The sequence below is a fragment of the Streptomyces prunicolor genome (assembly GCF_045162825.1).
GTDB lineage: Bacteria > Actinomycetota > Actinomycetes > Streptomycetales > Streptomycetaceae > Streptomyces > Streptomyces prunicolor.
Genome location: NZ_CP108676.1, coordinates 58,882 through 72,791, shown reverse-complemented (window position 1 = coordinate 72,791; position 13,910 = coordinate 58,882). Strand labels below are relative to the sequence as shown.

General features: G+C 69.9%; 9 protein-coding genes. 5 read left to right on the top strand and 4 right to left on the bottom strand.

Features of this window, described 5'->3' with window-relative positions; genetic code table 11:
* Positions 1 to 304: 304 nt before the first annotated feature.
* Positions 305 to 1,486: a PQQ-binding-like beta-propeller repeat protein gene (locus tag OG588_RS00310; RefSeq protein ID WP_405945471.1), complete on the bottom strand. Its 1,182-nt coding sequence runs from the start codon at positions 1,484 to 1,486 to the stop codon at positions 305 to 307.
* A 348-nt stretch (positions 1,487 to 1,834) separates the two neighbouring features.
* The gene (locus tag OG588_RS00305; protein ID WP_405945470.1) at positions 1,835 to 2,539 is read right to left on the bottom strand and encodes a ScbR family autoregulator-binding transcription factor; all 705 of its coding nucleotides are present in this window, start codon (positions 2,537 to 2,539) and stop codon (positions 1,835 to 1,837) included.
* Positions 2,540 to 2,795: 256 nt separating this feature from the next.
* Here OG588_RS00305 and OG588_RS00300 point away from each other — a divergent pair, with 256 nt between their 5' ends.
* The 4 genes from OG588_RS00300 (at position 2,796) to OG588_RS00285 (ending at position 7,613) form a co-directional block, all read left to right on the top strand.
* The gene (locus OG588_RS00300) at positions 2,796 to 3,113 is read left to right on the top strand and encodes a BTAD domain-containing putative transcriptional regulator (RefSeq protein WP_405945469.1); all 318 of its coding nucleotides are present in this window, start codon (positions 2,796 to 2,798) and stop codon (positions 3,111 to 3,113) included.
* Positions 3,114 to 3,623: 510 nt separating this feature from the next.
* Entirely contained in the window at positions 3,624 to 3,791 is a 168-nt protein-coding gene (locus tag OG588_RS00295) for a hypothetical protein (RefSeq protein ID WP_405945468.1), read from the top strand.
* A gap of 527 nt (positions 3,792 to 4,318) precedes the next feature.
* Positions 4,319 to 5,200 (top strand): NAD(P)H-binding protein, encoded by an 882-nt coding sequence (locus OG588_RS00290; protein ID WP_405953028.1) that lies wholly within the window; start codon positions 4,319 to 4,321, stop codon positions 5,198 to 5,200.
* A gap of 1,108 nt (positions 5,201 to 6,308) precedes the next feature.
* Positions 6,309 to 7,613 (top strand): cation:proton antiporter, encoded by a 1,305-nt coding sequence (locus OG588_RS00285; protein ID WP_405945467.1) that lies wholly within the window; start codon positions 6,309 to 6,311, stop codon positions 7,611 to 7,613.
* Positions 7,614 to 8,652: 1,039 nt separating this feature from the next.
* On the opposite strand, the gene OG588_RS00280 is transcribed toward OG588_RS00285, so the two are convergent.
* Entirely contained in the window at positions 8,653 to 10,260 is a 1,608-nt protein-coding gene (locus OG588_RS00280; protein ID WP_405945466.1) for a cation acetate symporter, read from the bottom strand.
* Positions 10,257 to 10,655, bottom strand: coding sequence for a DUF485 domain-containing protein (locus OG588_RS00275; protein WP_405945465.1), 399 nt, complete (start codon positions 10,653 to 10,655; stop codon positions 10,257 to 10,259). Before OG588_RS00275 ends, OG588_RS00280 begins: the two co-directional genes overlap by 4 nt.
* A 1,750-nt stretch (positions 10,656 to 12,405) precedes the next feature.
* Here OG588_RS00275 and OG588_RS00270 point away from each other — a divergent pair.
* Positions 12,406 to 13,668 carry a glycine cleavage T C-terminal barrel domain-containing protein gene (locus OG588_RS00270; RefSeq protein ID WP_405945464.1) on the top strand — a complete coding sequence of 421 codons (1,263 nt, stop codon included), beginning with the start codon at positions 12,406 to 12,408 and terminating at the stop codon, positions 13,666 to 13,668.
* The last annotated feature ends 242 nt before the right edge of the window (positions 13,669 to 13,910 follow it).

The window sequence follows — 13,910 nt, the reverse complement described above, 5'->3', positions numbered from 1 at the left end:
TCGAGGGACCACGCTCGCTGTGCGAGGCGCGGCGGGGGAAGGGACACACGGCTGCCGCGCAGCATCCCGGCCACCAGGCGACCGGGAGTGCGGCAGCCATCGAGGTTCACCCGTCTCGTGGGGATGCCGGGGTGCGGGCTCCCAGTACTGAGGAGGTCCGCGCCTCGGGCAGGGAGGGGGCATCGGGTGGTGAAGGGGCCCGATCAGGCCTGTGCGGGCGGGAGAACGACGGAGTCGAAGTCGGTGGCGTGGTGGGTGCGCAGGTGTCCGTTGTGGACCTTGCTGACAGCAGCGCGCTTCCCGGTCAGGCGCGGACGCCCAGCAGACGCCCGTTCTGGAGGCCGAAGTACAGCATGCCGTCGGCCACCGCCGGCGTGGAGAAGACCGGGCTGCCGGTGTCCGCCTGCCAGCGTTCCTCGCCCGAGACCGAGTCCAACGCCCACATACGGCCGTCGTTCGTGCCGACGTACAGCGTGCCGTCCGCCACCACCGGAGCCCAGCGCACCCAGACACCGACCTTGCGACTCCACCGTCTCTCGCCGGACACCGCGTCGACCGCCCACAGGTATCCGTCGCCGGTGCCGAAGTAGACGAGGCCGTGGGCCACCGCCGGTGTGGACTTCACCCAGGTGCCGGCCGGGAGTTTCCACCGGGCCCGACCCGATGCCACGTCCACCGCCCAAAGATGCCGATCGGCGCTGCCGATGTAGAGGATGCCGTCGGCCACCACCGGCGAGGACCACAGTCCGCTCAGCGTCTTCAGCTGCCACCGCACCTGGCCGGAGGCGGTGTGCAGCGCCCACAGAACGCCGTCGTCGCTACCGACGTAGACCGAGTCGCCCACCACGGTCGGCGAGGAGCGCACGCCCGTGCCGACACGGACCTGCCATCGGCTCTTCCCCGAGACGGCGTCGACCGCCCGGAAGAAGCCGTCGTTGCTGCCGAAGAGGACCATGCCGTCGGTGACCACCGGCGTGGACCGCACCAGGCCGTTCGTCCTGACCCGCCACCGCTCGCGGCCCGAAACGGCGTCCACCGCCCACAGACATGTGTCCCAACTACCGATGTAGACAGTGCCGTTGGCGAAGGCGGGCGACGCGGCCACCACACCGCCGACCCTGCACTGCCAGCGTTCTTCGCCGGACAGGGCGTCGACGGCCCACAGGAGATGGTTCCAACTGCCCACATAGACAGTGCCGTCGACCACGACCGGTGACGATTCCTTCACCGCTCCGCCGGTGTCCAGCTGCCAGCGCACGGCGCCGCGCTGCTGTCCTTCCCCTTGCTCGCTGGCTCCGTCGGCGCTGCCGGCGGAGACGAGGACATAGGGCTTGATGGCGACCGGCAGGTAGGCGAAGTAGCCGATCACCTCGATGGCGTTGAAAATCCCCAAGGGTACGAGGACCAGTGCCCACCACGGCGTGAGTTGACCGACGAGGATGGTTATCAGCGCGGCGACGCAGCCGAGCCCTGAGCAACTGGCCACGAGAAGCTCAAGGGCTCCTTTGGCGCGAAGGCCTCGAAGTAGCATGGCCGACAACATATGATCACTCGGCCGCCGAATCGGTCAAGATTACGGAAAGCGTCAACACCCGGTGATCGGGGGGAACTTCCGTACGGTTCCGGTGCGGTCGAGGGCCACTGTGGCCGGTTCAAGAGCGCCGAGCAGTGAGTGCGCGGTCGAGCCTGGTTCCCGTCGCCTGGAGGCCAGGTCCTCGTCCAGCCGCGGCCATCGCGCAACTGCCGTCAGAACCATGGCCGTTGTCGGTTCGGTCGCTGCCGATGAGTACCGCTGCGGCTTTCGGGCTGCTCGAGTACGAGCGGGTCGGGCGGATCAACTGGGCCCTGTGGGCGGTTGGTTGTCCGCTGCCTCCGTCGTCGTCTCGTCCGGCGCTGCGGCTGCCGTGGTCTCGGTGTGAATGGTGTGGCCGCGTTGGGGGGTGAGGTCGAGGGTGGCGAGGGTGGCGGGGTGGGTGATGGTGGGGAGGGTGTGTTGGAGGAGGGTGGTGAGGGTGGCGGGGAGGTTTTGGTAGTTGGTGGTGGCTTGGGACATGGCTTGGATGCCGGCGAAGGCGCCGACGAGGATGTGGGCGGTTTCGGTGGGGTTGACGTGGGGGAGGAGTTCGCCTTGTTTTTGGGCTTGGGTGAGGAGGTCGGTGACGATGGTGATCCAGTGGTGGAAGGGGCCGGTGCGGTCGAGCCCGTCGGCGCGTTGGTCGAGGGTGAGGCGGACGCCGGCGCGGACGAGGGGGTCGGTTTGGAGGCGATGGGCGTGAAGCATCGTGATGTCGATGAGTTCCTGGGTTTTGCAGGGCTGCGGGGGGACGGTGAGGTTGTGGTCGTGTCCGGCGAGGACGCCTTGGGCGAGTTGTTCTTTTGATGTGAAGTGGAAGTAGAGGGCGCCTTTGGTGACGTTGGCGGTGGTGAGGATTTCGCTGATGGTGGCGGCTTGGTAGCCGCGCTCTTCGAAGACGGCGGCTGCGGCCATGAGGATGGTGTGCCGGGTGCGGATGGCGCGGTCTTGTTTGGGTTGCGGCATGGTGTGGCTTCTTTCGTTGCGGGCGGGGCCCGCTGGTTAAAAATACCGTCCAGTTCGTATAGTAATGGGTTTGGTGTGGGGTGAGGGGGGTTGTGTGTGATCGGGGTGATCGGGCGCGGGGTCGTGTAGTGGGTGTGCTTGTGCCGGGTGTGGGTGGGGTTGGTTTTCCCGGGCTGGGTTGAGGTTTTGTCGGGCGCTTTAGGCGTATACGCGTGATTGGTGGAGCAGGTCGGGGCTGACCGGTAACCGGATAGGCGTGGATGCCCGGCGGGAGGTGGCGGCTCGGTTGTGCGTGCCGGCCCAGCGGATTGAAGCCGACCTGTGTTTGGGCGGTCGTCGCGAGTTGCTGCCGGGGCTGAAGGTGCTGGTCAATCGGTACCGGAGGCGCGAGAGTCTGCACGGCCGGTTCATGGTGGCGCTGGACCGCGAGGGCCGGTGCGGTTGCGCACCGGCCCTCGTTGCGGAACCGGGTCTGGAGCCCTCGGCGCCGCTGAGCCGCCTGCGGTGCTCCATCCTGACGGCTCGCCTCGGCACCATCCCCGTGGCGGCCCTCGTCGGCGGTGCGACTCGATAGTTCACCGCCTGCGTGGCCTGATCCGGCCGGGTGCTCCGCACGTCGGGCGTCGGCCGCCGCCCCCGGCGCCGGCCTGTCCCTGGGTATCGCCCTCCGGTCGTTGGCCCGCCGCTCGGGGCGGGGGGTGACCATGCCACCGTCGCCGCGACGTGGGTGGATGCGGACGTGGGTGTGGTGGTCGGATGAGGGGGAGTGGGGCGGGTGCGGTCAGGTTGGTGAGGGCTTGGGTGTGGTCAGGTGAGGAGTGTCGATCGGCTGTTCCTGGACCCGGGCGCTCTTGGTCTCGGAGAAGGCCAGCGTGGCTGGCGTCGGGGGAGCGTGACGGACGGTAACGCGTGCCGCAGCAGGTCGGTGACCTGGTGTGGCGGGTCCTGGTGGCCGCACAAGAACCGGGAGATGGCGTGAACCCCGGCGAAGGCCCATGCCAGGACGCTCGCGGTTTCCGTCAGCACCACGTACGGCAGCAACTCGTCCCGTTCCCGCGTTTGCTCCAGCAGACCGGCGCCGACCTTGCCCAGCGTCGAAGGGGCCCTGGTAGTCGAGCCCCTTGGCCTGCCGGTCGGGCCCGAGCCGCTCTCGGATGCGGATCGCCGGGTCGGTGGGCAGCCGGTGGGCGGGCAGGACGACCAGAGTGTCCACCAACTGCTGGACCGCGAACTGACGGTCCGCCGCGAGTAGTTGGCCGACCGGCTCCCGGATCGGTTGCCCCGGCCCGGGCGAGGATCTCGTTGATCGTCGCGGCCCGGTAGTCGCGTTCCTCGAAGACCCCGGCCGCTGCGGCGCGAATCGCCTGACGGGTGACGATCGCCAGGTCCTGCATCGCCGCCCCGGTCCGTTCTTTCCGATGAGCGCGAAAGCAGTATAAAAACCGTCCAGTCCGGATCTTTATGACGTCCGGCCCCCGTTCCGATAGGCCGGACACGCCGCACCACCTCCGGCGCCCCGGCCGCCCGGCGCCCTGGTGCCTTGGTTCGCTCGGCTCCTCGGTTCGTTTTCGGTGGGGGAGGCCAGCCGAGCCGGAAGGGGAAGATGCGGACGAAAGCGCGGATAATTAGCGTAAAGGGATGCCGTAAATGAGGAACGGGGATGCAGGGAGCGGAAAGGGACGTAGGCGCGGAGGAATGGGCGAGGAGGAGCAGAGGAGTGGGTGAGGGACGGGTGGTGGGTGGCGGGTGCTGTGGCGTGTCGGGCGTGGGCGGGCCCCGGTGATTCTGGTGACGGGCGGGACGGGGACGGTGGGGCGGGAAGTGGTCCGCGCCCTGCCCGCGGGCCTGCGTGCGCGGGTGATGACTAGGGACCCGGTGAAGGCGGTGGGGGTGTTCCCGGGGGTGGAGGTGGTCGCCGGGGACTACACGGACCCGGTGTCGCTGGCCGGGGCGGTGCGGGGTGTGCGCGCGGCGTTTCTGGTCACCACCCGTGTCGACGGCGTTGACGACGCGGCCTTCGTTTCGGCGGCGGTTGCCGCGGGCGTGCGGCGGGTGGTGAAACTCTCCGCGGCGGCCGTCCTGGACCCCGGGGCCGACGACCTGGTCACCTGTCGGCAGCGTGCGAACGAGGACCTGCTGCGCGGCTGCGGCCTGGAGTGGACGCTGCTGCGTCCGCGCGCGTTCATGTCCAACTGCCTGTCCTGGGCCATGCCCGTGCGCCGCGAACGCACCGTCCGCGCGCTGTACGGGACGTCGCCCAACGCGTGTGTTGATCCTCGTGATGTTGCCGAGGTCGCGGTGCGGGTTCTGACCGAGGAAGGCCATGCCGGTCATGCTTACACCTTGACGGGACCGCGGGCTGTGACAGCTGTCGGTCAGACCCGAGAGCTGGGCCGGCTGCTCGGCATTCCGCTGCGTTTCGAGGAACTGACTCCGGACCGGGCCCGCGTCGCGCTGAGCGGACGCTACCCGTCCCCGGTCGTGGAGGCGCTTCTGGCGGGCGCGGAACGCCAGCGGGCGGGTGCCAAGGCCCGGGTGGAGGACACCGTCCGCATGGTGACGGGTCACGGGGCCCGTTCTTTTCGGGGCTGGGCCCGGGATCACCTGGAGGCCTTCACCCAGGTCCCGGCCGAGCCCGGCCCTCACCGGCGGACGCTGTGACACCCGTGCCGGGGCTGCCGCCTGGCGGGTCGCGGGGCGGCTGGTGCCGGCCTGGCGGACCGGCTCGCGTGCCCGCGGCGGTTTCTTCGTGGTGTGGGATGACTGCGGGCAGTTCGTTCGCCGTTCTGTTGCTGGTTGTGCTGCCGGTAGTGCCGGGTGGCTTGCGGGTGCTGTGCTGGTGTGTGCCGGTCGTGTCTGTGTGCGGTGTCCGTTGGTTCGGTGATGCCGTGGGCGGCCGGCTGCTGGGCCTTGCGGTCGTCGCTCTTGCCGTTTGGGTGGTGGAGGTCGGGCGTCTCGACACGGGCTGTGGGCCTGCCGGTTGAGCGCGGGCCTGGGGCGAGAGCTCACTGGTGTCCGCTGGGTAGCGGGGGAGGTGTGTGCTCACGGCGCGGCCTCGGTATGGCTCGGTGGCGGTCGGCTGCTGCCGGGTCACCCGGTCCCGCGCCCGGTTCCTGTCTCCGTGCCCCGTCCCGGTCCGGCCGGTCCGGCGGCACCGTTCGACCGGCTCGGATGGCTGGTGCTGTGTCACCTGATGCCGCGGTTGCCCGGCTGTGTGGATGCAGGGTCGGGCCTTCGTGGTTGGTGAGTTTTTTCGCCGGCTTCGGACTCGGCGTCATCGGCATCCTGCACGCCTGTCTCGCCTCTGGGGCTGCATGGGCCGGTGAGGTGGCGGGCGCTGAAGTCGGCGTCGCGGGAGGGTTCTTGTTCCTTGTTGCGAGGAGGGTTTCGTCGCTCACGACGGGGACACCTCTGTCTGCGCCCTTGATGCGCCGGCCGGTGTTCTGCCTTGCCGGAAGCGTCCGCACCGTAGCTGTCGTGGGCCTCGGGGAGTTCCATGGTGCCGGGGCACTGTCTGCGGTGCGGTCGCCGAACCGCCGGACGGAACCGGGGCGCCTGCCCCACCCACCCCACCCGCCCCACCTGTCTCTCGGCGTCGGGCACGCTATTCGGTGTTGGGTTTGGGTGTTCGGGTGACTGCACGTAGTGGGTAGCGAGTTTTGTGTCTCTCCTGTGTCTGTGCCGTCGGCAGTGCGGGGACAGTGCGGTGTGATGCCAGCCTTCTTGTTCTGCTCGCGGGCCGGATCCCTCTGTACGGAGACCGATCGCCATGACCACCCATCAGACCTCCTCGCTCCTCCTGGGCTTGGCCGCCATCGTGCTGCTGGCCCGCCTGCTGGGCGCTCTGGCCCAGCGCCTGAACCAGCCCGCGGTGATCGGCGAGGTCCTCGCCGGGATCGCGCTGGGCCCGACTTTCTTCCACGGGGCGCTCTGCGACGCCCTGTTCCCGGCCGGTATCCGGCCGCTGCTTGGCGCCCTGGCCGTGGTCGGTGTGGCGGTCTTCATGTTCCTCGTCGGCGTGGAGTGGGACGGCGCGATGATCCGCGGCAGCGGAAGCCTCGCGGCCACGGTGTCCCTCAGCTCCGTCCTGCTCCCGTTCGGCCTGGGCACTCTGTTGGCGCTGTACCTGATGGACGGCTACGGCACCGGTGACCGGACGGCGTTCATGCTGTTCATGGGCATCGCCATGTCCGTCACGGCGTTCCCGGTGCTGGCCCGTGTCCTCACCGACCGGGGCATGAGCCGTTCTCCGCTGGGCGTGGTGGCGTTGGCGTGTGCGTGTGTCGACGACGTGCTGGCCTGGTCCCTGCTGGCAGCCGTGATAGCCGTCAGCGGCTCGGCCGGCCCTGACCAGTGGCGTGTCCTGCTGGCCGCCCCCTATGTGCTGGCCATGCTCTTCGTCGTACGTCCCCTGGTGCGCCGTTTCGTGGCCCGCCGTGCCGTCCTCACGCTGACTCCGACCGTGTTCGTTGTCGTCCTGGTGGGGCTGCTGCTGTCCGCGGCTGTCACCGAGTGGGTGGGGCTGCACTACATCTTCGGCGCGTTCCTCTTCGGCGTGATCCTGCCGCGCGGCGGGGAGCGGCTGCGCGCCGATGTGCACGAGCGCCTGGGCCACCTGAGCGGCACGCTGCTGCTGCCGGTGTTCTTCGTGGTCGCCGGTCTCCAGGTCGATCTGTCCCACCTGGACGCCGGCGGGCTGGGCACGCTGGGACTGATCCTGCTGGTGGCCGTCGGCGGCAAGTTCACCGGCGCGTTCGCCGCCGCCCGGCTCAACCGGATGCCGCTGCGGCAGTCCGCCGCGCTGGCGACGCTGATGAACACCCGCGGCCTCACCGAGCTCATCGTCTTGAACGTGGGCCTGCAACTGGGCTACTTGGGCCGGGACCTGTACTCGCTGATGGTCGTCATGGCAGTGGTCACGACCACGATGGCGGGCCCGCTGCTGAGCTGGATCATCGGCCACCCCACGGACGGCGTCCTGCCCCGCCCGCCCGGCCACCCCGCCCCCGCGACGGCCACCGCGACCGCGCCCGGAACCGGGCATTCGGCGGGAACTGCTGGCACGGCCGCATAGGGGGGCGGTCCGGCTGCTCATGCCGCGGACGTGGGGTGCGGCTTCGCCTTGCAGCCGCACGCACCGCACTATGTGTCTGTATCATCCCGCGTCCGTGACACCGATCAGTCACCGCCCCATTGCCGTGACCCGATCTGCTGGACACACCCAGGGTGTCTGCCGTCTCGCAGTCTGCCCTGCCCACCGGACCCGCTAGCGCTGGCCATACCCCCGCCGGACCGCCGGAGTCCGCTCACTGGTCCGGCCGGCCGCCACCGGTCCGCCCCCTGGTCGTCTTCCGGTTGTGGGTTTGTGTGTGGCTGGTGTGTGCGGCCGTCTGCACGTGGGATGCGCTGGGTGAGGCGGCGCGTGCTGGTGGCGGTGTCGTGTTCCTTCCCGGTTTGGTCGCAGTCCTCTCGGGTTGAGGGGGCGGACCGATCACCGTCTGTTCACGACTTCCCCGGCCCCGGCGTCAGTGAGTTCTCCAGTGGTTTCGCGCGGCCCCTGTGCTGGGTTCCTGAAGGCGGGGGAGAGGAGACGGTCCGGCTGGTTGGGGCGTTCTTCACCACGTTCACCGTCCCGAAGGAACGGACCAGTTCCTTTGGCGTCTGAGGCGGTGCCGTGGCCGACGGCTCGGGCGTGGGGCTGGTCCCAACGGCGATGCGCCGGCCTCCGGACCGGGCCGGCGCTGGTGTGTACGTCAGCCTGCTGCTCGCCGCCGTCGCGTTCGTCGGAGGCATGACGCTGCTTCACGGCCGGCCCAAGTCGCGACTGGCCGAAGTCGGGCGCTCGGATGGGCATGGGGGGTGTTGCTCGCCTCGGTCGGGATGTTCGCCGTGGTGCTGGGTTTCTCCTGCGCGCGCAACGGCTGGGGCGGGGCCTCCGTCGGGGATTCTTCGCCCTGGGTATCCGCTCCTGCCGCTCCGGATCATGTTCAGCTGTGCCTGTGGTGCCGCCTGCGGGGGGGGGTCTGTGTCGCCGTGCTCCTCGTCGGCAGTGGCCGGCCCCCGCCGTGCACTGTGCGGAGATGGCACTGTGCGGAGATGGCGTGCGGTTGGGGTCAGCCGTTGTGGGGGTGTGGTGGTCCGGTGAGGACGGTGGCTTCGACGGCTTCGTAGTGGTGGCGTTCGCGGGTGCCGGCCCTCCTGCCCGACAGGACCGTCCCCAGCACGCCGCAGAGGAAGCCGGCGGGTACCGACACCAGGGCGGTGGTGGTGAAGGGGAACCAGTTGAAGTCGGCGCCGGGGAAGGCTGATTGGGGGGAGCCGGAGACGAGGTTGGTGCCGGTGATGAGGATGAGGACGCTGAGGGTGCCGCCGATGAGTGTGCTGAGGAGGCCGGCGTGGGTGTAGCGGCGCCAGAAGAGGGTGAGGAGGAGGGCGGGTGCGATGGCGGATGCGCCGAGGCAGAAGGAGATGATGGCCAGGGGCTGGAGGCTGTGGTGCTGGGCGAGCACGGCGAGTGTGATCACGGGTGTTCCGACGGCGAGTGCGGCCAGGCGTGCGTGTGCCATTTCCCGCAGGGGTGGTGTGCCGGGGCGGGTGAGGACGTCGTGGGCGAGGGAGTTGGCGCAGGCGAGTGTCATGCTGGCGACGGAGGCGAGCAGGGTCAGGAAGATGGCTGTGGTGACGGTGGTGAGCAGCAGGCCTTCGGCGCGGGAGAGGTGGGTGCCGAAGGCGGCGCGTGCGCCGAGGAGGTAGGCGGTGTTGCCGCGGGGGTCGGCGGCGGCGATGGTCCTGGCGCCGATGAGGGCGGTGGCGCCGACGGTGACGACGGTCATCACGGCGATGAACAGGGCGACGGCGCAGACCGCCCAGGACATGGCGCGGCGTACCTGGCGGGTGCTGCCGGCGGTGTACATGCGCATGGTGACGTGGGGCAGGCAGGCGCCGCCCAGGACGATGGCGCACTGGGTGCTGATCATGTCGAGGGCGGGGTGTTGTCCGCCGGTGAACTGCAGGCCGTAGCGCAGGTAGGCCGGTCCGGCGCCGCTGTTGTGTGCGGCGGAGGTGAACAGGGTCTGCGGGCTCCAGCCGAAGGTGTGCAGGACGAGTGCGGCCACGACCAGTCCGGAGCCGAGGAGGATGACTGTCTTGAGGATCTGGATGAGTGCGGTGCCGCGCATGCCGCCGATGGCCGCGTAGGTGATCATCAGGGTGCCGGCGCCGATGATGCAGCCGGTGCGCATCGCGCCGGCGGAGAAGCCCAGGACGAAGGCCAGCAGCTGTCCCACGCCGGCGAGTTGGACGACCATCATGGGGGCCAGGGCTGCGAGGGTGACGGCGCAGGCGGTGATGCGTACGGCGCGTCCGGGCATGCGGTGTGCCAGGACGTCGCCCATGGTGAACCGGCCGGTGTGGTGGAGGGGTTCGGCCAGCAGGAACATCAGGAGCAGCAGGGAGAGCAGGGTGCTCAGGGCCAGGACGACGCCGTCGTAGCCGCACAGGGCGATGATCCCGCCGACGGTGAGGACGGTGGCTGCGGAGATGTAGTCGCCGGCGATGGCCAGGCCGTTGCGCAGGGGGGAGAGGGAGCGGTAGCCGGTGTAGAACTCGTCGAGGTCCTCGCGGTCGGGGCCGGTGATCACGCACAGCAGGAGGGTGAGGGTCACGACGCTGCAGAACGCCACGAGCGACCAGGACTGTGCGGGGCCCGCGAAGTCCGTCACGGCCGGGCCTGTGCGTCGCGGGTCTGGCGCCGTACCCGGCGGGCGAGCGGGTCGACGAGGCGGTGTGCGGTGAGTTCGTAGAAGATGACCGCGAGCCAGGTCACCGGGAGTTGTGCCAGGGCCAGGAACAGTCCCAGGGGCAGTCCGCCGGGGGCGGGGCGGGCCATGAGGGAGGGTGTCTGGACGGTCAGGGTCAGGAAGACGGCGAAGTAGCCGAGTGCGGTGAGGGCGGCGATCCGCCGCTGCCACCGGCAGGCCCGGCGCAGCAGGCGCAGGTCCCGGTGGGGTCCGGTCCAGGGGCGGGTCCGGCCGGTGGCCCATCCGGGTGTGACAGCGGAAGCGTGCCGTGCGGCCCGGTGCGGCAGCGGACGTAACTCGGAGCTGTCGGAGGACATTCCAGGGTCTCCTAGAGGGTCGTGGGCCCCACGAGGCACGGACCGTGGAGGCGCGGGGAACGGCCCGGTCATCGCACGCTATGCGCCTGCCGCACCCGGCGCAGCACTTCCGGTGAACTCCCTGATGAAACCCGTCTCGATGCTCTGACCTCGGGTGTTGCGGATGGGGTGGGGGTGGCGGGGGAGTACGGCAGCGGCCCGTGGGTGACGGGGGCGGCGGACCGGGGGCGGGTTTTCGCGGCGCCCCTCGCACCCTCGACGAGAGAACGGAACGCTGTCTTCCTCGACGGGGCGACGGAACGGTGTTTCGTCGCCCCGCGGCGGCAGGGCACGCGGCCCCCGCCGGCAGGTCCGGCGGGTCCGGCAGGTCCGGCGGGTCCGGCGGGTCCGGCGGGTCCGGCGGGTCCGGCGGGTCCGGCGGGTCCGGCGGGTCCGGCGGGTCCGGCAGGTCCGGCAGGTCCGGCGGGCATGTGGCCGCCTGTCCGTGTTCGGGGGCGGATGCTCCTGCGGCGGGCACCGGTGCGGCGTGTGGTCCGGAGAAGGATGCCGCGCCTCCAGGCCGCACCGCCGGGTCCCGACGACGACCTGGGGTTCCCAGCAGGTCCAGCCGGTGCCGCCCGGACTCGAACAGACCGACGGCCGCACCCACACCGGCCGGCGCCGCGCCCGGCGCCCGCCCGCCACCGTTCTGGTCACCGGTCACCGCCGCCGGCAGCCGCCCCGGCAGCGCGGCAGATCGCCGGCCGGCGGGGTTCCGGGTTCCTCCCGGGCCTGTGACGGCCTTAGGACTCGCCGGATGAACCAGGACGGGAGGCGATGGCGCAGCGGACCCTGCCGCGCGGGCTGCGGGTTCTCGTGGAGCGCGGCCCGAGAGCGGGACGACATGTCCGGTGCCTCACTCGCGGGCGGGGCGGCGGGGGGAACTCGTGGGCGGCGGCCGTTCTCGTCTGCTTCGTGTCTCGGTGTCCCGAGGCCGGGGGGAACGGCCGCCTCCGCTGTCCCGGGAGGAGGCGGAGGTCAGCGGGCCGGGTGGCCTGCGAGGCCGGACGTCAGGCCGGGGCCCCGGGGTTGGGGCCTGGCCGGGGCCCCGCCCGCGGACGGTCCCGCAGGCCGGCGGGACCGAACCGTCCGGCGGGACCGAACCGGCCTGCGGGACCACGGCCCGGCCGTCCCCCCCCCCGGGACGTGGAGAGGGGGAGGGGGAGGGGGAGAGGAGAGCCGGTAGGCCTCTTCGCCTGGGAATGTTCCTGCTGGTGGAGCGCGGGGCTCGTGCTGTTGCCGGGCCGCTGTCGGGGCTTCAGTGCGTACCGGTGGGGCGTGGGGCCGGTTGTCGCGAGGCGTCGCCCGCACGGTGTTGACGCGGCGCCGTGCCGGTGCCGGTGCCGGTGCCGGTGCTGTCTGGGTTTTACGCGGCGTGTTTACCGTCGGTATATTTGCGATGGTAATGATCATGCGAATCGTCTGGACGGTTCGCAGTGGTTGCCGCGGAGTTTTGGAAAATGCCGCGGGGGGCTGTGGCTGTGGCGCCGGGGTTTGTGGAGATTGCCGCTGATGCGAGCGGAATCGCGCGGTACGGGTGTCTGGCCGGTATGGGGGGTGAGATGGTCCGGGGGAGTACTTGGCCGCCGGATCGGGCCGTGTTAAATTCGGGAATACGTCATGTTCGATTCGCCGGCTCGCAGCGGGTATCGCTGCTGCCGCGTACGTCGATGAACCGGCACCGAGTCAGGTGGCCGCGGGAGGGGATAGCGTGACGAACGATTCCGGAAAATGGGCGGATCCGAATTTCTCGTCGGTCGATCAGTCGGATCGGACGGTTCCTGTCAATCTGCGTCAGACGGGCCGGCCGGACATCAAGCTTCTGATATCGACGCGCGCGCGGAAGTCGCCGTATTGGCATCTGGCGGTCGAGGCGGGGTGCTGGCGTGCGGAGGTGTACAACCGTATGTACCTGCCCAGGGGTTACGGCTCCGAGGGGGACGGCGGGTCCGCGGCCGAGTACGAGGCGTTGACGCAGCGGGTGACGTTGTGGGACATCGCGGCCGCACGGCAGATCCGGGTGCGGGGACCTGAGGCCACCGAGTTCGTCAACTACGTCGTGACCAGGGACGTTACGCGGCTGGCGGCCATGCGTGCGGCGTATGTGGTGCTGTGTGATTCCGGTGGCCGGATGATCAATGATCCGCTGCTGCTGAAGATTTCCGCCGGTGAGTACTGGTTCAGTATTTCCGACTCGGATCTGTCGCTGTGGCTGAAGGGGGTGAATGTCGGCAAGGGGTTCGATGTCGAGATCGAGGAGATCGATGTGTCGCCCGTCCAGATCCAGGGGGCGGAGGCGGACGGGTTGATGGCCGATCTCATCGGTGATGTGGCTTCCGGGATGCCTGTTTTCGGGCTGGTGGAGGCGGAGATCGGCGGGCTTCCGGTACTTGTTTCGCGAACCGGGTTCTCCGGTGAAGCCGGATATGAAGTCTACCTGAAGAATTCGAGTATTTACGCGGAGCGAATGTGGGATGCGATTGTTCGGGCGGGGGATAAGTATGGGCTGGCGGTGACCGGTCCTATTCAGCCGCACCGGATCACGTCAGGGATACTCGCGTGGGGTCAGGACGTCGACAGTGAGATGGTCCCTTTCCAGGTCGGGTTGGCGGCCCATATTCCGCGTGACAAGGCGTCGGACTACATCGGCCGGGATGCCATCGAACGGATGCGGACCGAAATTGCTGCCGGAAACCATCCGTACAGACTCACGATGGTGGGGTTGAGGATGGAGGGGGATCCGATCGCGGACTATCTGTCCGACTTCTGGCTGGTCGCGCCGTCGCCGGACTCGGAGCCGGTGGGTTTTGTGACGTCGGCTTCGTACGCCCCGAAACTCCAGACGAACGTCGCTCTGGCCCGCCTGCCGGTCGAGCTCGCGGTTCCGGGGACGCGGGTGTACGTGTCCGATCCGGCCGTCGGCTCGGCGGGCGGGAGCGTCCCGGCGGTGGTCTCGGCCTTTCCCATCGAGTGACGCGTCCTGACCTCTGACGTGTCCTGACCTCGGTTTTTCGTGACGGTCCGCCGGCTTCTTCGGCGGGCCGTTCCGGTTGTCCGTTCCGGTTGTCCGTTCCGGTTGTCCGTTCCGGTTGTCCGGGCCGGTGGTGGGGATGCCGATGGGCCGGCTGCCGTGGCGGCTGCTGTGCCCGGTTCCACGGCTGCCGGCGGCGGGGGAATCCCGGGTGCCGGGGGCGGGCGGCCGTGCGGGGCCGCCGG